The 20377-nt window shown below is 45.5% G+C and carries 21 protein-coding genes; 11 read left to right on the top strand and 10 right to left on the bottom strand.

Going from position 1 to position 20377, the window contains the following annotated elements; all coding sequences use genetic code 11:
* Positions 1–109 precede the first annotated feature (109 nt).
* Entirely contained in the window at positions 110–580 is a 471-nt protein-coding gene (locus HLI_RS05075) for a DUF3939 domain-containing protein (protein ID WP_241655938.1), read from the bottom strand.
* Positions 581–893: 313 nt separating this feature from the next.
* Between HLI_RS05075 and HLI_RS05070 the strand changes: the two genes are divergently transcribed.
* The gene (locus HLI_RS05070; RefSeq protein WP_128523612.1) at positions 894–1418 is read left to right on the top strand and encodes a competence protein ComK; all 525 of its coding nucleotides are present in this window, start codon (positions 894–896) and stop codon (positions 1416–1418) included.
* Here HLI_RS05070 and HLI_RS05065 read toward each other — a convergent pair.
* Positions 1342–1755 carry a YhjD family protein gene (locus HLI_RS05065; protein WP_128523611.1) on the bottom strand — a complete coding sequence of 138 codons (414 nt, stop codon included), beginning with the start codon at positions 1753–1755 and terminating at the stop codon, positions 1342–1344. The genes HLI_RS05070 and HLI_RS05065 overlap by 77 nt on opposite strands.
* 216 nt (positions 1756–1971) lie before the next feature.
* On the opposite strand from HLI_RS05065, the gene HLI_RS05060 reads away from it, so the two are divergent.
* From HLI_RS05060 to HLI_RS05040, 5 genes are all read left to right on the top strand, one after another.
* Positions 1972–2619: a TVP38/TMEM64 family protein gene (locus HLI_RS05060; RefSeq protein ID WP_128523609.1), complete on the top strand. Its 648-nt coding sequence runs from the start codon at positions 1972–1974 to the stop codon at positions 2617–2619.
* Between the two features lie 54 nt (positions 2620–2673).
* A complete protein-coding gene (gene lepB, locus HLI_RS05055; protein ID WP_128523607.1) occupies positions 2674–3213 on the top strand; it encodes a signal peptidase I in 540 nt (179 codons plus the stop codon).
* A gap of 167 nt (positions 3214–3380) precedes the next feature.
* Positions 3381–6881 carry a helicase-exonuclease AddAB subunit AddB gene (addB, locus tag HLI_RS05050; RefSeq protein WP_128523605.1) on the top strand — a complete coding sequence of 1167 codons (3501 nt, stop codon included), beginning with the start codon at positions 3381–3383 and terminating at the stop codon, positions 6879–6881.
* A complete protein-coding gene (addA, locus tag HLI_RS05045) occupies positions 6881–10600 on the top strand; it encodes a helicase-exonuclease AddAB subunit AddA (protein WP_128523604.1) in 3720 nt (1239 codons plus the stop codon). Before addB ends, addA begins: the two co-directional genes overlap by 1 nt.
* Positions 10584–10871, top strand: a complete 288-nt coding sequence (locus HLI_RS05040; protein ID WP_128523602.1) for an HNH endonuclease — start codon at positions 10584–10586, stop codon at positions 10869–10871. The genes addA and HLI_RS05040 overlap by 17 nt, the downstream gene beginning before the upstream one ends.
* 19 nt (positions 10872–10890) lie before the next feature.
* On the opposite strand, the gene HLI_RS21500 is transcribed toward HLI_RS05040, so the two are convergent.
* From HLI_RS21500 to HLI_RS05010, 7 genes are all read right to left on the bottom strand, one after another.
* Positions 10891–11046, bottom strand: coding sequence for a hypothetical protein (locus tag HLI_RS21500; protein WP_164908489.1), 156 nt, complete (start codon positions 11044–11046; stop codon positions 10891–10893).
* Between the two features lie 331 nt (positions 11047–11377).
* Positions 11378–11596, bottom strand: coding sequence for a spore germination protein (locus HLI_RS05035; protein ID WP_128523600.1), 219 nt, complete (start codon positions 11594–11596; stop codon positions 11378–11380).
* Positions 11597–11659: 63 nt separating this feature from the next.
* On the bottom strand, positions 11660–12052 hold the full coding sequence (locus HLI_RS05030) for a spore germination protein GerPE (RefSeq protein WP_241655937.1): 393 nt from the start codon (positions 12050–12052) through the stop codon (positions 11660–11662).
* The gene (locus HLI_RS05025) at positions 12021–12224 is read right to left on the bottom strand and encodes a spore gernimation protein GerPD (RefSeq protein ID WP_128523598.1); all 204 of its coding nucleotides are present in this window, start codon (positions 12222–12224) and stop codon (positions 12021–12023) included. Before HLI_RS05025 ends, HLI_RS05030 begins: the two co-directional genes overlap by 32 nt.
* Positions 12221–12775: a spore germination protein GerPC gene (gene gerPC, locus HLI_RS05020; RefSeq protein WP_128523596.1), complete on the bottom strand. Its 555-nt coding sequence runs from the start codon at positions 12773–12775 to the stop codon at positions 12221–12223. The genes HLI_RS05025 and gerPC overlap by 4 nt, the downstream gene beginning before the upstream one ends.
* Before the next feature lie 43 nt (positions 12776–12818).
* A complete protein-coding gene (locus HLI_RS05015; RefSeq protein WP_128523594.1) occupies positions 12819–13046 on the bottom strand; it encodes a spore germination protein GerPB in 228 nt (75 codons plus the stop codon).
* 11 nt (positions 13047–13057) lie between these two features.
* On the bottom strand, positions 13058–13279 hold the full coding sequence (locus tag HLI_RS05010) for a spore germination protein (protein WP_128523592.1): 222 nt from the start codon (positions 13277–13279) through the stop codon (positions 13058–13060).
* Positions 13280–13366: 87 nt separating this feature from the next.
* Between HLI_RS05010 and HLI_RS05005 the strand changes: the two genes are divergently transcribed.
* From HLI_RS05005 to HLI_RS04995, 3 genes are read left to right on the top strand one after another with little or no spacing between them, the layout of a single operon-like run.
* On the top strand, positions 13367–14557 hold the full coding sequence (locus tag HLI_RS05005) for a DUF418 domain-containing protein (RefSeq protein WP_128523590.1): 1191 nt from the start codon (positions 13367–13369) through the stop codon (positions 14555–14557).
* Between the two features lie 18 nt (positions 14558–14575).
* Positions 14576–15775 (top strand): DUF2157 domain-containing protein, encoded by a 1200-nt coding sequence (locus tag HLI_RS05000; RefSeq protein ID WP_128523588.1) that lies wholly within the window; start codon positions 14576–14578, stop codon positions 15773–15775.
* Complete coding sequence (locus tag HLI_RS04995; protein ID WP_128523586.1) at positions 15772–16275, top strand: GDYXXLXY domain-containing protein; 504 nt, start codon at positions 15772–15774, stop codon at positions 16273–16275. The genes HLI_RS05000 and HLI_RS04995 overlap by 4 nt, the downstream gene beginning before the upstream one ends.
* Positions 16276–16366: 91 nt before the next feature.
* On the opposite strand, the gene HLI_RS04990 is transcribed toward HLI_RS04995, so the two are convergent.
* Entirely contained in the window at positions 16367–17563 is a 1197-nt protein-coding gene (locus HLI_RS04990; RefSeq protein ID WP_128523584.1) for an ornithine--oxo-acid transaminase, read from the bottom strand.
* A 157-nt stretch (positions 17564–17720) separates the two neighbouring features.
* Between HLI_RS04990 and HLI_RS04985 the strand changes: the two genes are divergently transcribed.
* Positions 17721–18080: a YisL family protein gene (locus HLI_RS04985; RefSeq protein WP_128523582.1), complete on the top strand. Its 360-nt coding sequence runs from the start codon at positions 17721–17723 to the stop codon at positions 18078–18080.
* Positions 18081–18399: 319 nt separating this feature from the next.
* The gene (gene asnB, locus HLI_RS04980; protein WP_128523580.1) at positions 18400–20244 is read left to right on the top strand and encodes an asparagine synthase (glutamine-hydrolyzing); all 1845 of its coding nucleotides are present in this window, start codon (positions 18400–18402) and stop codon (positions 20242–20244) included.
* The last annotated feature ends 133 nt before the right edge of the window (positions 20245–20377 follow it).

Below are 20377 nucleotides of genomic sequence, written 5' to 3'. Positions count from 1 at the left end.
GTCTTAAATATGAATACGTGCTCTCATAGAAAAAGCAAGCGGCCTCTCCGCTTGCTTTTTCATTATGTCGTTATTGAGCCGAGACTGTTTCAAACCTTAGATCTGGGTACTACTCAGGTTTTTTATAAGTGATCATGAATTCCTCATTCGTGAGGTAAAAGTCACGGCTTGGTCTATTTTGTAACAAATGGAGGCGCTCGAGCTTATAATAATTTATCCGCTTATAAGGATCATTGTCTATGATAGGGGGTTCCTTAGTCTGTTTCATATACTGATCGACGGCATGCTGCACAAGGTCGATCTCAATGGCTAAATCCCGGTCCTGTTCCTCGAACAATTCATACGTTTCACGGGACATATAGAAGGGCTGCTTCGGGATGGCTTGTAAATAAGGGGCGAGGAGGTCATAATCGAGCGTTAAATCTTTTTTTATGAGGACGCTGAGAGGAACTTCTCCTGGTTTGTCATCTGCATAGGAGTGGATCGCTTTCCGAACATCATGAATCGACAGGTCGCGGATTTCCAAAGGTTCTTGATCTCGGTTGTTCGATTTCCTCTTTTTGCGTTTCCACACATTCATTCCTCCTTAAAGTAAAAATCATAATCGTTGAAGAGGTGTTTCTATATGAAAAAAAATCCTATACCTCAGCCTGAACTTGAGTTTTTCACTTTACTCAACCCGGATTTCGGTCAGGAAGACCAGATAAAAGCAGAGAGTTATAGTAAAAAAGAAGGGCAAGTGTAACTGTAGTATAGCAGAATTGAGAAAATTGTACATTTTTTAAGAATGTTTAGACTTTTTGCGTGTCTTTTGGTAAATTAAAGAAGATGAGCGGTTAGTTCGACCTAGAGGGAGGGCTGCCGCCACTTGAAAGGAAAGGATGTTGAAGTGGATGACCTATGTTCAAAATAAAGAATATGAAATCAACCCGCAGACGATGGCGCTTGTAGCTAAGCAAGGAGAAAGGGGACAAGTTTTCACTGAAGTGATTGAGCGCAGTGAATCTTTTGAGCTTCCGAAATGTCCGAGTGAAGTCGTCGATGATTCGTGCCGCTATTTTGCCAGTAGTTTGGACGGGCGTCTTTCTGGTACGAAGCAAGTGACCAGTTACACCCATAAACCCCCGATTGTCATTTCTGAAGCTATGGGTATTTATTTCTTCCCGATCATATCTCCGAAACGTAAAGACTGCTCCTGGGTTGCCCACAAATATATCCGCTCTTACAAAGGTGAACCGGATAACACCACAACTGTCCAGTTTGCCAATGGGGCTTCCATCAATTTTCCTGTCTCCGATGGTATGTTTGCCAATCAAGTCCAGCGGACAGCCCATTTGCGGGTTATTCTTGAAGACCGCTTCCATTCGTCTCCAGTTGTGGATGCTCGTGGGGAGCGTGTTGCTGAGACCTTTTCATAAGCTCGAATAGAATGTTTTCCACCTTCTTCCGGATGGCGGGATTGAAGTAGTTGCGTTTTTCTTCATATCCGTGAGCTAAAAACAGGAAAGAGGTGAACGAATCATTTCTTCCTGATTCTACAACTTGCAGCTTCAATTGATCCATCTGTTGCCTGAGCTCCTTCCGCTCCTTACGTGCCTCGAGCTCCATCTTTCCGAACATCTCCATATATGGTTCCTTGATTTTGAATTTCCCCTGCTCCATGTGCTTACGGTCTTGCCGGATGACGGCGATGGCCATGGATAAAAATAAATAACGGGAAGCGAGATCCAATTCTTTTTGTTTCAAATACCTCATGTCATTCCCCTCCGAAATACGAACGTTTGTTCTTGTTGTTATTATAGCATGGAACTCCCTTCTTTATGCAAGGAAGTTTTGGAAAAAGGTTAAAAGTGGCAAAGAGGGGAAAAGATAGCCATAAGAGAAGCTTCTGGTAGGCAGGGGGCTGGATTATCGGTTAAAATAGAGGAAAAGCGATGCACTGGGCCAGCAGTGTACATAAGGAGCCGCATCATGGATTCAGTGACAGGAAAAATCGATCAATGGCGCAGTATGGCTGAAAATGATCAGCTATTTGATTATGCAATCAGACAATTGGAAGACTTGGAACGCTTTGGACCATTGCCGGGGATTTTGCTTCCTTTATTGGAGGCATTTTTGCCGATTCTGCCTTTAGTTGCTTTCGTATTGGCGAACTCCGTCGTATATGGCTTGTTCCGTGGTTTTCTCTACTCCTGGATAGGAGCGGTGGTAGGGGCGATTGGTGTTTTTCTTATCATCCGCCGTCTAGGGGACAAGCGTTTTTTCCAGGCGATTACTAGACAGAAACAGGTGAAAAAGGTGATGGTGTGGGTAGAGGAGCATGGATTCGGCCCGCTTTTCCTGTTGATGTGCTTTCCTTTTTCGCCTTCTTCTATCATCAATATTGTCTCCGGCTTATCTAATGTCAGCCGGCAGCAGTTCATTCTAGCCGCTCTGCTCGGAAAGTCGGTGATGATTTTCACCATCGCATATGTAGGGTCGAGTATAGCATCATTCGCTCAAAACCCGATTAAATCCATAGTCGTCGGGATTTGTATTTTGCTGTTTTGGATGCTCGGTAAATATCTTGAAACACGGATCCAGCGAAAGGCGGAACGGAAAGCTTATAGTGAGGATTAAGTTTGTCCCGGGAAGGGTAGAATGGTGATAGAACCAGACCTGGAGGATTAAACAATGAAAAAAAAATATCGCAGAGCTATCCGGACCATCGTGCTCGCTTTATTGTTAGCTTTCGTGTTCCGTTCTTACTTGTTTGCTAGTTATATCGTGGATGGAGAATCAATGGAACCGACTCTTTATGACGGGAATCTATTGATGGTCAACAAAGCCGTCTACGATTGGCAGGACATCAATAGACAGCAGGTGATCGTCTTTCATGCCAATGAAAGAGAAGACTATGTGAAACGCGTGATCGGAGTCGGTGGAGATGAGATTAAGGTGAAGAATGATCAATTATATATTAATGGAAAACTTATGGATGAAAGTTATCTCGATCCCTTACGTCCTAATGACGGTCTCCCTTTTACAGAAGATTTCACACTTGAGGAAGTGACAGGGGAATCCACTGTTCCTGAAGGTCATTTATTCGTAATGGGGGATAACCGACGGGACAGTTTAGACAGTCGTTACTTCGGTTTTGTGCCGGTAGAAAGTGTTGTCGGGAAAGTGGATGTCCGTTATTGGCCATTCAACCAATTAGGTGTCCAGTTTTAAGTGAAGAGAAGTCGTCCTGGAATGGGCGGCTTTTTTTATGGTGTTTTTGAGGTGGGAAGGCACTGAACGGTGAGCGGGTTCTGCCACCATGGAGCATATCGGCCCGCATATTTTGCTGAAAGATGATAAAATGTGAAGTAAACGAGAGATGGAAAGGAGCGACCGGTATGGGCATGCGCTTTTTGCTTGGACGTTCAGGAGCAGGAAAAAGCAGTCGCTGTTTAGATGAAATCGAAACGAAATTAAAAGATGATCCGAGAGGTCCGGCGATTATGTATATCGTTCCTGACCAGATGACGTTTCAGCAGGAATATGGTTTGTTGAAGCGTGAAGGCGTTGAAGGGTCGATCCGTGCGCAAGTGTTCAGTTTTTCAAGGTTGGCATGGCGTGTTCTCCAGGACACGGGAGGCGGAACGAAGAAGTTCATCACTTCTACTGGTGTACAGATGATGTTGCGCAAAATCGTTGAAGAACGTACCTCGGATTGGCGGGTTTTTCAAAAAGCGGTCGAAAAGCAAGGGTTTATTGAACAATTGGAGGGAATGATCACTGAATTCAAGCGGTATCGTATTACGCCTGAGGATCTGCATTCACAAATGGATGCCCTCGATCAGTTTGTCCATTCCACGAGTCAAGAACAAGGGTTGCGTGAGAAACTTGATGATTTGGCATATATTTATGATCGTCTGGTAGATGCCTTGAGAGAACAGTACATAGATAGTGAAGACCAGCTGCAACTGTTGGCAGCCAAAATTCCGGAGGCGGCTTTTTTAGAAGATGCTGAAGTATATATTGATGGGTTCCATAGCTTTACACCACAAGAGTATGAAGTGATTGAAGCGTTATTGAAAAAAGTGAAGACAGTGCACATTACGTTGACCACCGACTTGCCTGAAGATGACCAAAACCCCGAGTTGGATCTTTTCCACGAAACGAAGCAGACGTATTTGGATTTGAAAAAAGTCGCAGAAGAAGCAGGGGTTACATTCGATGGGGCGGAAATTCTCGACCATACGCAAGGAAGGATGAAGCAACAACCTGCTTTCCTTCACCTGGAGAAGTATTTTGATGAGCGCCCGGCCCTTTCGTATCCAGGAGATGTCCCGTTACAAATTGCAGAAGCGGTACACCCACGTGCTGAGGTCGAGGGGATGGCACAGGAGGTCTTGCACCTCGTCCGTGATCGGGGATACCGTTTCAAGGATATCGCCATTTTAATGCGGGAACCAGAGGTATATCACAGTTTAATTGAAACATTGTTCGAAGACTATGAAATCCCTGTCTTCATTGATGAGAAAAGGACGATGCTGAACCACCCGATGATTGAACTTGTCCGTTCAGGGCTCGATGTGATTGAAGGGAATTTCCGCTATGACGCAGTGTTCCGCTTATTGAAAACAGGTTTTATCCCGGCATCGGACCGAAAGTATCCCCTTACTGAAGATGCGATCGATGAACTGGAAAACTATGTGTTGGAATATGGGATCCGCGCCCGCACCCAGTGGTTTTCTGACCAACCATGGATCTACCAGCGTTTCCGCGGTTTTGAACAGTCGTCTCAAACGGATGAAGAAAAAGAAAAGCAAGTGCGTATCAATGCTTATCGTGAGCAGGTCCGGCATGTACTGGAACCCTTTGATGCACATCTGCGTGAAGCGGAAACGATTGAAGAGCGGGCCCGGGCGATTTATCTGTGGCTTGAGGAAATGCGTGTGCCGGATCAGCTGGAGACGTGGCGTGATTTTTATGATGAAAAAGGAGAAATCGAACGTGGGCGTGAGCAGGCTCAGGTGTGGGATGCATTCTTGCAATTGCTCGACGAAATGGTCGAAATGGCCGGTGAAGAAAATATGTCGCTCCAAGTGTTCCGGAATACCATCGATAGTGGTTTGGAATCGCTGACTTTTGCTCACGTGCCGCCAAGTATGGATCATGTCATCGTCGGGAGTGTCGACAGGTCCCGTGTGACAGGCATCAAAGCAAGTTTTCTCCTTGGTGTGACAGATGGAATGTGGCCGATGAAACCGCCAAGTGATGGGATGATTTCGGAACAGGAACGGTCTTTGCTGGCAGAACACGGTTTGCAATTGGCAGATGGCAGCAACCGTCAATTATTGGACGATCGTTTTTATGTGTATCTGGCATTGACGATGGCATCAGATCAATTGTGGATCAGTTACCCGCTCAGCAATGAGGAGGGGAAATCGAAAGTGCCCGCAACACTCATACAGAGGCTTGAAGAACTTTTCCCGGCGTGTCAGGAACACGCCCTGCTCCAGGATCCGGATGATCTCCATGATGCTACACGTTTCATTACGAACCCCTCAAAAACGAGATCTGCACTCACGGCGCAGTTTGCCCGCTATTTGAAAGGGTACATGATGCAGCCGGTCTGGTGGGAATTATTGAATTGGTACATTGAACACGAACCCTCCAATGGGTTGACGAACCGCGTGCTGCACAGTCTCTTTTATAAAAACAAACCAGTCGACTTATCGGCGGAAACGACAGGAAAGCTGTTTGATCAAACGGTGAAAACGAGTGTGTCACGGTTGGAAACTTATCACCGTTGTTCTTACCAATATTTCGCGCAGCACAGCCTGAACTTGGATGAGCGCCGGACGTACAAGCTGGATGCACCGGATATTGGACAACTGTTCCATGAAGCGTTGAAGCAGATCACCGAATGGGTACAAGCAGAAGGACGCGACTTTTCCCAATTGGCCCGTCAGGATACGGACCAGTATGCAGCTAAAGCGACGAATGAATTGGCACCGATTCTGCAAAATCAGATCCTCCACAGCTCGAACCGTTATCAGTACATTCAAAAGAAGCTGCAGCAAGTGATTGCACGGGCAACGTTCGTGTTGAGTGAACAGGCGCGGAAAACGGACTTTTCTCCTGTTGGACTTGAACTTGGCTTCGGTACAGGGGATGATGCGAAGCTGCCGCCACTATCGCTTGATTTGCCGAACGGGTATGAATTGATGCTGCGGGGCAGAATCGATCGTGTCGACAAAGCTCTCTCGGAAGAGGATTTGTTTTTGCGGATTGTCGATTACAAATCAAGCAGTAAAGGGTTGAACCTTGTTGATGTATTTTACGGTTTATCATTGCAGATGCTCGCTTATTTGGACGTCGTGCTGACGAATGCCGAACAGTGGCTGGGCATGAATGCATCTCCAGCAGGTGTACTTTATTTCCATGTCCACAACCCGATGATTACAGGCAAACAACTGCTCAAAGACGAACAAATCGAAGAGGAGATTTTCAAGAAGTTCAAGATGCAAGGCTTGCTGCTTGAAAATGAGCGTATCGTTCAAATGATGGACACAGGGCTGGATAAAGGCTACAGCCAAATCGTCCCTGCTGCTCTTAAGGCGAAGGGTGGTTTTTATAAGGGTTCTAAAACCGCCGATGCGGAAAAATTTGACCAGTTGAAACAATACATTCGCGGGTTGATGACCGAAGCGGGGACGAAGATTACGGATGGGAAGGTCAATTTGGATCCATTCCAGAAGAAACAGCAGGTCGCCTGTGAGTTTTGCTCCTACCGATCGGTCTGTCAATTCGATCCGACGCTTGAAGAACACAATTACCGCAAGCTGCAGGAACTGAAAGATGAAGATGTACTCAATCGATTAGCTGAAAGGGAGGGGGATGTGTGATGGTCAGTTGGACGAAAGAACAGGAGCGAGCGATCTACTCACATGGATCGAATATACTGGTCGCAGCGGCAGCAGGCTCAGGGAAAACTGCCGTCCTTGTCGAACGGATCATCCAAAAGCTTTTGCACAAGGACGATCCCGTCGATATTGATTCGTTACTTGTCGTGACATTTACGAATGCAGCAGCCCAGGAGATGCGCAACCGTGTCGGCCAGGCACTTGCAAAAGCTCTTGAGGAAAATCCGGATTCTCATCATTTGAAAAAACAGCTCTCATTATTGCAAAACGCTTCAATTTCCACTCTGCACTCATTTTGTATGGAAGTCGTAAGGCGCTATGCTTATCTGCTGGACCTTGATCCAGGATTCCGGATCGCTGATACGGTCGAGGCGGATTTGATTCAACAAGAAGTGCTTGAGGATTTGTTTGAGGACTGGTACGGCAAAGAAGGAGAAGAGCAGCAGCGATTTTTTGACGTGGTCGAACGTTTTTCCAGTGATCGCAGTGATTTGGATGTTGAAAAATTAGTGCTCGATCTTTATACTTTTGCGACCCAAAACCCTTGGCCGGATGCTTGGCTCGATCAAATGGTCGGGATGTATAATGTGGCGCGCGACGCAGAGGAAGCGGACTTGCCCTGGTTAGCGCTCCTCAAGCATGAAGTGTCAAGCCAATTAAAAGCGATGGAAGCGGAAGCACGGCAAGTGCTCGATCTCACCCGTGAACCAGATGGACCATACGCTTATGGGGAGACGGCAGAAGTTGACTTGGAGTTGATCCAGCAGGCCCGGGGCGCGATTGCCCATTCCTGGTCGGAAATGCAGTCGTTCATGAATGATCAGAAATTTGCTGTGTTATCCCGTAAGAAAATGGAATGCAATGAAGAGAAGAAAGAGAGAGCGAAAAAAATTCGCGATCGCTATAAAAAGCGTTGGAATGAAGTACGGGATGAATGGTTTTCCCGTTCCCTGAACAGCTATTTAAAAGACATGGTGGATTTACATCCCGTGATGGAACAGTTGGCAAAGATCGTCAAAGATTTCAAACAGCGTTACGAACAGTTGAAGAAAGAAAAAGCGATTGTCGACTTTTCTGATTTGGAGCATTATTGTTTGCACATTTTGCTTGGTGAAACAGCTACCCCGGCTGAACTGGTCCCTTCCAATGTAGCGGAAAGTTTCCAGAAGCAGTTTTCCGAAGTGTTGATTGATGAATACCAGGATACGAACCTCGTGCAAGAAACCTTGCTCCGCTTGCTGACAGATGGAAAAGAGGCGGGCCATTTGTTCATGGTCGGTGATGTGAAACAGAGTATTTACCGTTTCCGCCATGCAGAGCCCTCGCTGTTCTTGAATAAGTACAAAATGTATGGGACAGAAGAAAGTGAAGGGGAGCGCATCGATCTTGCCCGTAACTTCAGGAGCCGCAAACAAGTCCTGGATGCGACGAACTATATTTTCCGTCAAGTGCTAGATGAAGAAGTGGGAGAAATGGAATATGAGAAAGAGGCTGAACTCATTTACAGTAACAAAATTTATGATGAGCTGACTTCAGAGGATGCTGATGCAGAGCTTTTACTCATTGACAGGGAAGCTAAAGAGGACGAATCGGAAGAAGATGAAGCCTACAAAGATTTAGAAAAAGCACAGCTTGAAGCCCGGGCGTATGGCAAGATGATCCGCAAGTGGCTTGGTTACGAGGGGGGGGAACCGCTGCAAATCGCAGATAAAGAAACAGGGACAAAGCGTTCGCTTCAATATCGTGACATCGTCATTTTGATGCGTTCGATGACATGGGCCCCCACTATCGTTGATGAACTGAAGCAGCAAGGGATCCCTATTTATGCTGAGCTTTCCACCGGATATTTTGAAGCTATTGAAATCAAAGTGATGCTTAGCTTCTTGAAGGTGATCGACAATCCGATGCAGGATATTCCACTTGCGTCTGTGCTGAAATCACCGATTGTAGGATTGAATGAAGATGAACTTGCCCAAATCAGGCTTGCTAAGAAGAAAGCCACTTATTATGAAGCCATGAAGGCTTATGTGGTGAAAAATGAGCTGGGGCGTAAAGTCGATGCCTTTTTGGAACAGCTGAAAAGCTTCCGTGAACGTGCAAGACAAGGGGCGTTATCTGAACTCATATGGGATATTTTCCGTGAGACAGGTTATTACGACTTCGTCGGAGGCATGCCGGGCGGCCGTCAGCGTCAGGCCAATTTAAGGGCATTATACGACAGGGCACGTTCCTATGAAACGACCTCATTCCGTGGCTTGTTCCGGTTTTTGCGGTTCATCGAACGTATTGAAGAACGCGGCGATGACCTTGGTGCAGCCCGGGCCCTCGGTGAACAGGAAGATGTCGTCCGCATCATGACGATTCACAAGAGTAAAGGACTTGAGTTTCCTGTTGTGATTTTCGGAGCGATGGATAAACAATTCAATATGATGGATTTGAAAAATCGTTATCTTTTGCATAAAGATTATGGGTTCGGTTCACGATACATCAATCCAGATAAACGAATCATGTATCCGACTCTTGCCTATCACGCCCTTAAACAAGCAAAACGAAGAGAACTGTTGGCTGAAGAAATGCGCGTTTTATATGTAGCATTGACGAGGGCGAAAGAGAAGCTCGTCATGGTTGGGAACGTGGCCTCATTCGAGAAAAACCAGGAAAAATGGCAAAATTACGTGGAGACGCGTGATTGGGTGCTCCCACCTCATGAACGTCTGGAAGCAAAATCGTACTTAGACTGGGTGGGTCCGGCACTTATCCGTCACCATCATACCGGTGACCTTCGTGGGGATTTGGAAGTGATGACAGCTGAAGAAATCCAATACGATGAATCACAATGGAGAGTGAGTATTGCCCATGGAAGTGAGTTTGCTATTCTTGATGAAGTGAAAGAACAGCGCGATGAACAGTTACAGGAAGCAGTTGAAGAGTGGAAGACTGTCGAGGTGGATGCAGAGGTCGATGATCATTATGTAAGACGTCTGGACTTTGTTTATCCACACCGGCAGGCTGCCTATACGAGAGCAAAGCAAACCGTTACCGAAATCAAACGCCAGCGAGAAACGAAAGATGAATATTCGAGTGATCAGCTGCTAATTCCTTACCGCGCCCCAATCGTGAAACGACCGCGATTCATGCAGCAGGAGAAAGAATTGTCTGCCGCTGAACGAGGGACAGCGATGCATACCGTCATGCAGCATCTTCCTTTTACAAAAGTATGGACTGCGAAGGAAGTAGAGGAATATGTAGAGCATCTCGTCTTGAAAGAAGTCCTTCTTCGTGAAGAAGCGGATCTCATTGATTTTTCTGCAGTGGCCGATTTTTTCCAAACCTCAATAGGACAGTTTGTGCTTGAAGCAGAGCATGTCGAGCGGGAGGTACCTTTCAGTTTGACGCTCCCTGCGCATCAGGTATATGCGAATTGGGAAGCAGAAACTGATGAGCAAGTGTTCATCCAGGGAGTCATCGATGCCATGGTTCCTTTTGAAGACGGATGGATGATCCTTGATTATAAATCTGATGCAATACCGGACGGTGGAGAAGACGTGGAAACACAATTTACCGACCGTTACCGCACACAATTGAACTTATACCAAGTAGCGCTCGAAAAGATATGGAAGCAACCTGTCCGGAAAAGCTGTTTGTATTTCTTCAGTGGATCACTCGTTGTGGAGGTCGATACTCATGGGGGAGACCTGTGATTTATGCAACCGGTCACCTGTGAAAACGACGGAACACCATCTTATTCCGAAGCAATACGGTGGTGTGGAAGGGCCGACGGTAATCCTTTGTCAGGCATGTCATCGCCAAATCCACGTCATTTTCACAAATCAAGAGTTAGCGGGGTTCTACAACACCATGGATCGCTTGCAAGATCATCCAGAGATAAAGAAATATTTACACTGGGTGAAAAAGCAGGATCCCGAAAAACGGATCAGCACAAGTAAACCAAATCACAGGAAAAGGAAATAAGGTATACGATGAACCCTTTTCAAGCTGGAGAAGCTATTGAAGTTTGTTGTTGCTTCTCACGACTTGTTTGGGGGTGGATGCTTGCCGCGGGCACGGCCACAGTCACGGCTAACTTGGTCAAGAAAATCGCTTGACCAAGTGGATCTTCGGCTCGCGCTTTTCCCGCAGGTGTCACCTTCGAACGTTTATCGTGGAATCAATAGAGGCCCACTAAAAAAGAGTGATTTTATTTGATTTATAAAAGAAGCCGAGTTGAACGATAATATCGTCCAACTCGGCTTCTTCATTTGATGCATAGCTCAAAATGTTGCAGTTCTTCAGTGGCCGCCTCAGTCCGGGTTTTCATTTTGCGAAGGGCAGGACTCCCAGCCCCTCTCGACACTTCATTAGTCCGGTTCCAGCGTCCAGACACTCGAGGTCATAAGCAACATCGCAATGTGACAAAGAACGCCACTTTGCGATGTTGCTTATGCTTTTCGTGTCTCCCAGGACGCTTCCACACTTCATTACGCATTGGCGGTGATATTCTGATCGGCAATATCCGGGTCGAATGGGTTGGTGGAGCTTAATCCGTTATTTGTTATGATCCAGTTGCCTGTGTTGAGTGCTCCTGATCCTGCGTTGGTTTTCGAGGTGCTTTTCGGGGAGAGATAGAATGAATCTCCAAAGTTTACAACTCCGCCACCTACACTGTTGATACTGATGGGACCGACGATAGCCGGCATCGCAATCGCCTCCTTTGTGGTGCGATTCTAGCATTATAATTACAACCTATGCGGGCTGGGCCATTATTGTTCATCTTCCAGGAGTCGGAAGTGTTTGGTATAGTTGAGGGAATCAATATGATCAATGCCTCCCATTTGCACTACTGCAGCAGTGGAGGCTCCTATGATCCGGACATCATCAACTTGAATGGGGCGGTTTTGGTAAAAGAAAGATTCAACGTTGACAGGAGCCAGGGGCGGGGTGGGTTTCAATGAAAAAATAGGATAATCTTCAAAGTTGAATGTATCAGACACGAAATTGGCTCCTTCTTTTTGGACAGCCAGAACTTTGGAAAAAGGCGCTGCCCGGTGAACATCCCCAATTTCAAATGTCGACGCAATAGCGATGGATTGTACTTCTACGTTGTCAACATAAACCATCCGTTTAATCATTAGGGACCACGTCGACTTGGCCATTTTCCTCTACATCTTCAAAAGGGCCGATGATCAATGATTCTGGCGGAGTGTCGAAGAATGAGTGCATACGGATGGTTTTATTATCACCAATCAGGAAGACGGAAGAAGAAGAAACGCCTGTCACGCGAATATTTCCTACGTGCAGGCCATAGTTGTGGACAATATGATTCATCGATCATCATCTCCTTGAAAAGTTTCAAAGTACTGCGCCATGGAATGCTGGACCTCTGATTTGATTTGGTGAAAGAGGGTTTCCGGCGGTGCATCCGGATTTTCATGGCGGTAATATTCCATGCGGTGAGGCAATTGTTTGCGAACATCTTCGATCATTCGTTCTTTATGGGTGTCACTCACCTGAATGTCGTGATCGCGAACATATTGATTCATCCAGGATGGAACATCAGATGTCATGTATTCTTGTAACGCATGCAGTACTTGGTCATCATTTTGAGGCAGTTGCTGTCCTTGTTTGCTATATAAATCTCCGAGATCAGATAGTTCGGAGCCATTTGGTGTGAGTCCAATTTGCAGGGTTCCTTCGAGCGTCTCGATTTTCAATTGATCGAAATGATACTCGATTTTTTCTATGACGGTTTTGGGTGGGTGCTCCGTCGTCTGCAGCCGATCGATTTTTTTTTGCAACTGTTCAATCATTTTCTGCTGCTGCTCCATCTGCTGCATCATTTGTTGGATCCACATCTGCCATGATTGATTGTAATTCAAATGCGCTCACCCCCTATCCTACTTTATGAAAAGCAGGGGCCGTCTATGTTATCGAAAGTGGAACAAGCGAGGCTGTTCCAGGTTCAGGAATAATGATTTCACCATCTTTCGGTTGTGCTTCTGGAGCAGGTTTTTTGTAGGCCCCAGTATTTAGAAGGTCGGATTTCGCTTGAATGACCCCGGAACTTCCTATTTGGACGATCGACGAATTGGCAACAGTTCCGATCCGCAGGACGTGAATGTAAATCGACTGATGGACGGTGAGATTCATTTATACCCCTCCTATGCATTATTGATCAGGGATTGATCAATAAGTTCTGAATCATTAACGAACGTGTCAGCCCGGTTCAGATTGATTCTGATGCCATCTCCTGTATTGAAAGATCCACCTCCAGCAAAAGTTTTGGCAGACGCTTGTGGAGCCATGTTGTACACATCACCTATATTGAAAATGCTTGAAGAGGAGAGGGATATGACTTTGACGGCTCCCACTTTTGCTGGCATATGAAAAAACTCCTTTCTACATCTTATGAAACTTGATTGTCTAAATGACGTAAGAAAAGTAAAATAACTATCATAGGGGGAATACATATGAAAATGACAGCTTCACCTCTGGGTGAATCGGAGCGGCTTGATTGGGTCGACGCAGCACGCGGTCTGGCTATCCTTGGAATCTTCATGGTGAATGTGCCGGCTTTCAATGCTCCATATTTCATATATGGAGGGGAAGAGCAGTTCTGGCCTTCTTCTCTCAGCCATAATGTACAAATGATGATTGATATATTTTTCCAGGCCAGCTTCTATACATTGTTTTCTTTCATGTTCGGTTTCGGCATCCAAATGATGAAGGATCGGTTAGTTGAAAAAGACATACCGTTTCGACCGGTTATCTTCAGACGGTTACTTGTGTTGACGGGATTCGGCTTCATTCACGCTTTTCTGATTTGGCATGGAGATATTTTATTATCATATGGTGTGCTTGGATTGATTTTACTCGCTTTTTTCCAGACATCGCCCAAAACTTTACTGGCATGGGCTTACGGGATGTTGGCCTTTCTAATAATCCCTCTTACCTTTTCGATGTTTGTGATGCGAGGCCAACTGCAGGGAGTTGTAAATCATCAAGCGATTGAAGATGCTATCACTAACTACAGCCAAGGGACGATTCTGGATATATGGTCGCAAAACCTGGCTGACTGGAGCTATGCCAATTATTATATGAACCTTCCACTTCTAGCGTTAAGTTTAATCCCGATGTTTTTATTCGGGATGTACGTCTGCCGGAAACGTTGGCTTCATGAACCATCCCAGCATTTGAAAACGATTAAGAAGATTTGGGTAATGACAGGTTTGTTGTTTCTTGTGTTCAAAGCAGGGCCGCACTTATATGGCAATCCAGAGTGGTTCCAATTAGCGCAGGACAGTGTCGGCGGCACGGCATCTGCCATCTTTTATGTGTTGTCGATTACTCTATTATTCAGAACCGAAGTTGGTGCGCGGATGGTTCATCCATTGACATGGGTGGGAAGAATGTCGCTTTCCAATTATATTTTGCAGTCGATCTTTTGCTTTATCCTCTTTTACTCTGTCGGATTCGGTTTTTACGGTGAGGTACCGCCGATTGTAAGCGTGCTGATTGTGATAACTTTCTATACGCTGCAAGTGATTTTAAGTAAAGCGTGGCTGAAGCGGTTTCGATATGGACCGCTTGAGTGGTTATGGCGGACATTGACATATGGCAAGAAGCAGCCATTGAAACGAAAGAGTAAGGCTGCTTCATAATCGAAGGGGGCGGGGATCTTGAACCGTGATCAACTCATCAAGGAAAGTGAAAAATGGGTGGACGAAGCAATAATTACTGAAGCTCAACGGGAACAGCTGCTTGGGAGGTACCCGAAAAAGCAGAACAAACCGATGCTGCTGAGTTTTGCGGCTATCTTAATCGGGTTAGGTTTTTTGACTTTTGTTGCATCCAACTGGTCGTACTTGACTGATATCGGACGGCTTGCCATTCTTCTGACTTCGCTTCTGAGTTTTTATATCATTGGAGAATGGGTATACCGTAAGCGTTCAAAACGGGTGGGTGTCAGTTTGATTCTGATTGCTTTGCTCGTATTCGGTTCAAGCATTTTTCTCGTCGGTCAAATGTATCATTATACAACCTTCAGTGCGTTTCCTTTTTTCCTTTGGTCTTTAGTGGGCTTCGGGTTGTATATGATTCTCAAGGAGACCACATTTTTCCACGCCACACTCATTATCATGACCGTCGGACAGTTGTATAGTGGCATCGTCTATCAGGATTTCCATTTATGGCTGGGCTTATTATTCATACTGGGGATGGGAGCTGTGGTTAAACAGACAAGAGCGCTCCCTCACATCATGGCGTTCAGTATCAGTTACGTGCTTCAAGCGGTCATCCTTGTGTTCAGTGAAGGGGTGCCATCCTATTGGCTGATTGCTTTCTTCCTGCTGCTTTATGTTATGGATGATTTTTTGATAGAAAAAGGGAAGCGCCGTATTTTCAAGACATCAAGCATCCTTTCCATTTTTACGATGCTTTTATTACAAGTGTTCTTTCTAGGCAACGAATATGTCGGCGAACTGACGGAATCCTCTTTGTACTTTTTCCTGGTCTGGGCGATTTTGTTCGTATTTGCAGTCATTCGTTCTGCGATGAGCTCGACCAATTATTACTGGATTGATCTGCTATTGTTCGTACCTGTGTTCCGGTTCGAATTCGGTGATGTGCTGTCACTGGTCATCTTATTCTTGTATGCATTGCTATGGCTCGTCTCTGGCTATCAACAAGAAGTTACCCGCTGGATCAATAAAGGGACCGTCGCTTTTTTATTGACGACATTCGTCGCCTACTTTCAGCTTGCCTGGGACTTTATGAATCGCTCGCTCTTTTTCTTCGTCGGCGGATTGCTTTTGTTTGTACTCAGTTATTTTCTGGAGAAGAAAAGACGTACGTTCCATAAAGGAGGCGAGGACAAATGAAAAAGCGCTGGGTATTTTACACACTTGTGAGTTTGCAAGTCCTATTCATTGTTTTGATGTCCGTTTCCTATTATGCAATGGACTTATGGGGGAAATCGATTACATTACAAACAGCCCCTGTCGATCCCCGCGATCCATTCTATGGAGATTACGTAACACTCTCCTATGAGATAGAGGAAGTCCCGGAGGACAAATGGGCGGCAGAGACGGACGTCGATCGTGGAGAACGTGTCTTTCTTTTGTTGGAAGAAAATGAAGAAGGAATCCACGAGCTTGTAGAAGCTTCAACATTGTTTCCGGAACCAAATGGAGAACAAGTCGTGTTGACGGCTAAGCATAACTGGTCAGATCCATCTACCGGACAGCATAGGGTCGAAATCGGATTGAATCGATACTATATCGAAGAAAATACCGGGTTGGACTGGGAAGAGAGGGGAGAAGGACTTGTTGAAATTGTCCTGGCGCCATGGAAGCAGAAAAAAATCGTTTCTTTGAAGTGAACAGAGGCAGACGGTCGTTCTATGAAACATGTATATATTTAAAAAAGGTGCTGTTCCTCAAATGAGGAAGCAGCACCCTTTTTTAAATAAATCAGCTCAAGACTTCTTTGATCTGGGCGATGGCCCAGTCCAGATCTTCTTTTTCAATGACAAGTGGTGGTCCAAAGCGAATGACGTTTTCGTGTGTTTCTTTACAGAGTAAGCCTTTCTCTTTCAACTCTTCGCAATAGCTGCGAGCAGGCTCAGTCATTTCTACGCCTATAAAGAGCCCTTTCCCGCGAACCTCTTTGATTTTCGGGTTGTCAATAGATTTAAGCTCTTTCATCATGTAGTTTCCAAGCTCTAGAGAACGGGAAGCTAATTTCTCTTCTTCCAACACCTCAAGGGACGCCACAGAAACGGCACATGCAAGTGGGTTTCCGCCAAACGTACTACCGTGGGATCCAGGGTTGAAGACGCCGAGGACATCTTTGTTGGCGACAACACAGGAAATCGGAAATACACCGCCACCTAATGCTTTACCAAGAATAAGCATATCAGGGCTGACATTTTCCCAATCGCATGCGAACATTTTTCCGCTGCGGCCAAGACCTGCCTGGATTTCGTCTGCGATGAATAAGACATTCTCATCTTGGCAAACTTCGTAGGCTTCTTTCAGGAAACCTTCTGGAGGCATGACGATTCCTGCTTCTCCCTGGATAGGTTCAAGCAGGAAGCCTGCTGTATTTTCTGTGATGGCTTCCTTCAGGGCATCGACATCTCCGTATGGAATCAATTTGATACCAGGAAGCATCGGGCCAAAACCACGTTTATATTCTTCTTCAGAAGAAAGTGAAACAGCTGTCATCGTACGGCCGTGAAAGTTGCCGGTACAGGCGATGATTTCCGCTTGATTCTCTTCCACTTTTTTAACATCATATGCCCAGCGTCGAGCCGCTTTGATCGCTGTCTCGACAGCCTCAGCTCCCGTGTTCATCGGAAGTGCCATTTCTTTGTTGGTCAGTTTACAGATTTTTTCATACCAAGGACCGAGCTGATCGTTGTGAAAAGCACGGGAAGTGAGCGTTACACGGTTGGCCTGATCGTTGAGGGCCTGAATGATTTTCGGATGACGGTGTCCCTGGTTAACCGCTGAGTAAGCGCTTAACATATCCATATAGCGATTCCCTTCAGGGTCCTCTACCCAGACACCTTCCGCTTTTGCGATGACGATCGGAAGTGGGTGATAGTTTTTCGCTCCGTATTCTTGCGTTTGGTCAATAATGTTCTGACTGCTGATTACAGACATGCTATCCCTCCAATTTCATTTCAATCTTTGTTTATTATAACAGGTTTTGTTTTCATTTTCTCACTATTAAGAAAATAGGGTGGTAAGCTTTTGATAGGAATCAATCATTCAATCGTGGTATCATATTCGTAGATTCATTTGAAAAGGAGGAAACATTTTGGCACACTTACATATCACCTCATGGGTTATCGCCCTCATTCTTGTTGTCCTTGTTACATCATTTACGAAGAGCGGAAAGGAAAAAGCAGCGAAAATCTTACACATGATCCTTCGTCTGTTTTATTTGCTCATTCTTTATTCCGGAGGTTCGTTGTTTGCAAGCTATAATGAATATGGCGTACTCGTCATCATCAAGCTGCTGATCGGGCTCTGGGCAATTGCTGCAATGGAAATGGTTGCAGTGAAAACCAAGAAGAGAAAACCAGTGGGCATTTGGTGGGCGCAGTTGATTATAGCTGTAGTCATTGCCATGATTCTCGGTTTCGGATTTTTAGGCGCGGGTATTTTACCGGCATAAAAAAATGCTGCATGCGGGCTTCCGCATGCAGCATTTTTATGTTGAAAAAAGGGGGGCTGTATTTTCTGTCTGATGTTCTGTCCGTTACTTGGGGGATAACGGTGATAACTATTTTCAATTACAATGATAATCATTCTCAATCAAAAAGTCAACACATATCTCTGCTTTTTTTCATATGGAAAATAAGACCGTCATATAGTGAGTCATGATGGGTTTTTTAACGTAAGCAAAGGCATGGATGAAATGCTTTCTCGTAAAAGTGGCATCCAGCCTGGGAGTATGGTTTGCGTATTTGCTATGAAAAGGATGGTGAAGGCAGATGTGTGGAATTGTGGGATGGATCGATCATACTCAAAGATCAGAAAAAAAGGCTTCCATACTGGATCAAATGGCGGACACGTTAAAACATCGTGGGCCGGACGATTATCAAAAATGGATGGATGGGCCGGCTGCGTTCGGTCATCAGCGATTGATCGTTGTCGATCCTGCTGGAGGCAGACAGCCGATGATCCGGAAAGCCCGGGATGAAGAATACATCTTGTGCTACAATGGAGAACTTTATAATACAGACGAAGTAAGAGACAAGTTGAAGGCTGAAGGATGGACCTTCGCTTCCCATTCAGATACAGAAGTGGTCCTTGTCAGTTACATGGCGTGGGGCAGTTCATGTGTCGATCATTTGAATGGAATCTTCGCTTTCAGCATTTGGGAGAAAAATCGGGAGCGATTGTTTTTGGTACGTGATCGTCTGGGAGTCAAGCCGCTTTTTTACAGTGACAGAACTGATGGGGTTATGTTTGCTTCTGAGATGAAGGCGATTCTTGCCCATCCCGATGTAGAGCCGACAGTGGACCTTAATGGAATTCATGAAATCCTCTCATTAGGACCATCACGCACACCTGGTGAAGGGGTGTTTAAAGAAATTCACGAACTGCGCCCTGGCCACCGGGCCGTTTGGGAAAAAGGAAAACTGTCGATCGATCGGTATTGGAATGTCCAAAGCACCCCACATGAAGATGATTTTGATGAAACGGTCGCTAGGGTCCGCGAATTATTCATGGATGCTTCTCAGCGCCAGCTTGTTTCAGATGTGAAACTCGGGACATTCTTATCCGGGGGAGTTGATTCAAGCGCTATTACCGCAATTGCTGCTAAGCAGTATGAACAAGAACAAAAGGGAGCGTTGCAGACGTTCTCGATTGATTATAAAGACCAGGAGAAATTTTTTAAAAAGAATGCCTTCCAACCGGACCGGGATGAAGCTTTCATCAAATTGGTCAGCGATCAAAATCAAACCCACCACCTTATAATGGAAGCAAAAACCGAGGATTTGGTCAGTCGCTTGAAGCGGGCGGTTGAACTCCGTGACTTGCCTGGGATGGCAGATGTCGATTCCTCCCTGCTATGGTTTTGTGAAGAAATCAAAAACCATGTGACCGTAGCTTTATCAGGGGAATGCGCCGATGAAATTTTCGGCGGCTATCCGTGGTTTTATAGGAAAGAAGATAAAGACAGGAAAGGCTTTCCCTGGATCCGCTCCTTGAATGAACGGGTAACTCTTGTCAGGGATGATTTAAAAGACGACATCGATATCGAATGGTATATGCTGAAACGTTATCAGGAAACGGTGGCAGAGACACCACTTCTGGATGGGGAAGATGAAGACTCAAAAAAACACCGGCAAATGTTATATTTGAATATGAACTGGTTTATGCAGACATTGCTCGAGCGGAAGGACCGGATGAGCATGGGAGCGAGCTTAGAGGTCCGTGTCCCATTCAGTGATCACCGGCTCGTAGAGTATGTGTGGAATGTACCTTGGAGTATGAAATTCCATAACAACCAGGAAAAAGGATTACTGCGAGAGGCGTTGCGTGGCATTCTTCCGGATAAAGTGCTGTTCAGAAAAAAGAATCCTTACCCCAAAACGTTCCATCCTGATTATACCAAAGCCGTCTGTACGTGGATGAATGAGATTTTATTCGATCCAAACGCACCGCTGTTCGATATTTTTGACCGTGAACAAGTGAGGAAATTGAATGCATCTGAAGGGAAGTCTATTGATACACCCTGGTTTGGTCAATTGATGACAGGTCCTCAATTGATTGCCCACCTTTGTCAGATTGACCATTGGCTGCGTACGTATAAAGTCAAATTGGTATGAATGCCGCCTTAACGGGCGATTTTTATTTCAGGAATGAAAAGAGGATAGATCAAAGTTTAGACTTCTGGTTTGTATTTAATGGGAAAAGGGTGCGTCTCCTTAGTTGGGAGCGCACCCTTTTTTGAAGCCTAAT

Origin of the sequence: Halobacillus litoralis, assembly GCF_004101865.1 — a bacterium.
GTDB lineage: Bacteria > Bacillota > Bacilli > Bacillales > Halobacillaceae > Halobacillus > Halobacillus litoralis_A.
Note: the sequence above shows the minus strand (reverse complement) of the source record. Positions and strands in the feature narration are given on the sequence as shown.

Coding starts and splice junctions, on each gene's coding strand:
- HLI_RS05075 (WP_241655938.1), bottom strand. CDS start 580: ATGAATGTGTGGAAACGCAAAAAGAGGAAATCGAACAACCGAGATCAA.
- HLI_RS05070 (WP_128523612.1), top strand. CDS start 894: ATGACCTATGTTCAAAATAAAGAATATGAAATCAACCCGCAGACGATG.
- HLI_RS05065 (WP_128523611.1), bottom strand. CDS start 1,755: ATGAGGTATTTGAAACAAAAAGAATTGGATCTCGCTTCCCGTTATTTA.
- HLI_RS05060 (WP_128523609.1), top strand. CDS start 1,972: ATGGATTCAGTGACAGGAAAAATCGATCAATGGCGCAGTATGGCTGAA.
- lepB (WP_128523607.1), top strand. CDS start 2,674: ATGAAAAAAAAATATCGCAGAGCTATCCGGACCATCGTGCTCGCTTTA.
- addB (WP_128523605.1), top strand. CDS start 3,381: ATGGGCATGCGCTTTTTGCTTGGACGTTCAGGAGCAGGAAAAAGCAGT.
- addA (WP_128523604.1), top strand. CDS start 6,881: ATGGTCAGTTGGACGAAAGAACAGGAGCGAGCGATCTACTCACATGGA.
- HLI_RS05040 (WP_128523602.1), top strand. CDS start 10,584: ATGGGGGAGACCTGTGATTTATGCAACCGGTCACCTGTGAAAACGACG.
- HLI_RS05035 (WP_128523600.1), bottom strand. CDS start 11,596: ATGCCGGCTATCGTCGGTCCCATCAGTATCAACAGTGTAGGTGGCGGA.
- HLI_RS05030 (WP_241655937.1), bottom strand. CDS start 12,052: ATGGCCAAGTCGACGTGGTCCCTAATGATTAAACGGATGGTTTATGTT.
- HLI_RS05025 (WP_128523598.1), bottom strand. CDS start 12,224: ATGAATCATATTGTCCACAACTATGGCCTGCACGTAGGAAATATTCGC.
- HLI_RS05015 (WP_128523594.1), bottom strand. CDS start 13,046: ATGAATCTCACCGTCCATCAGTCGATTTACATTCACGTCCTGCGGATC.
- HLI_RS05010 (WP_128523592.1), bottom strand. CDS start 13,279: ATGCCAGCAAAAGTGGGAGCCGTCAAAGTCATATCCCTCTCCTCTTCA.
- HLI_RS05005 (WP_128523590.1), top strand. CDS start 13,367: ATGAAAATGACAGCTTCACCTCTGGGTGAATCGGAGCGGCTTGATTGG.
- HLI_RS04995 (WP_128523586.1), top strand. CDS start 15,772: ATGAAAAAGCGCTGGGTATTTTACACACTTGTGAGTTTGCAAGTCCTA.
- HLI_RS04990 (WP_128523584.1), bottom strand. CDS start 17,563: ATGTCTGTAATCAGCAGTCAGAACATTATTGACCAAACGCAAGAATAC.
- asnB (WP_128523580.1), top strand. CDS start 18,400: ATGTGTGGAATTGTGGGATGGATCGATCATACTCAAAGATCAGAAAAA.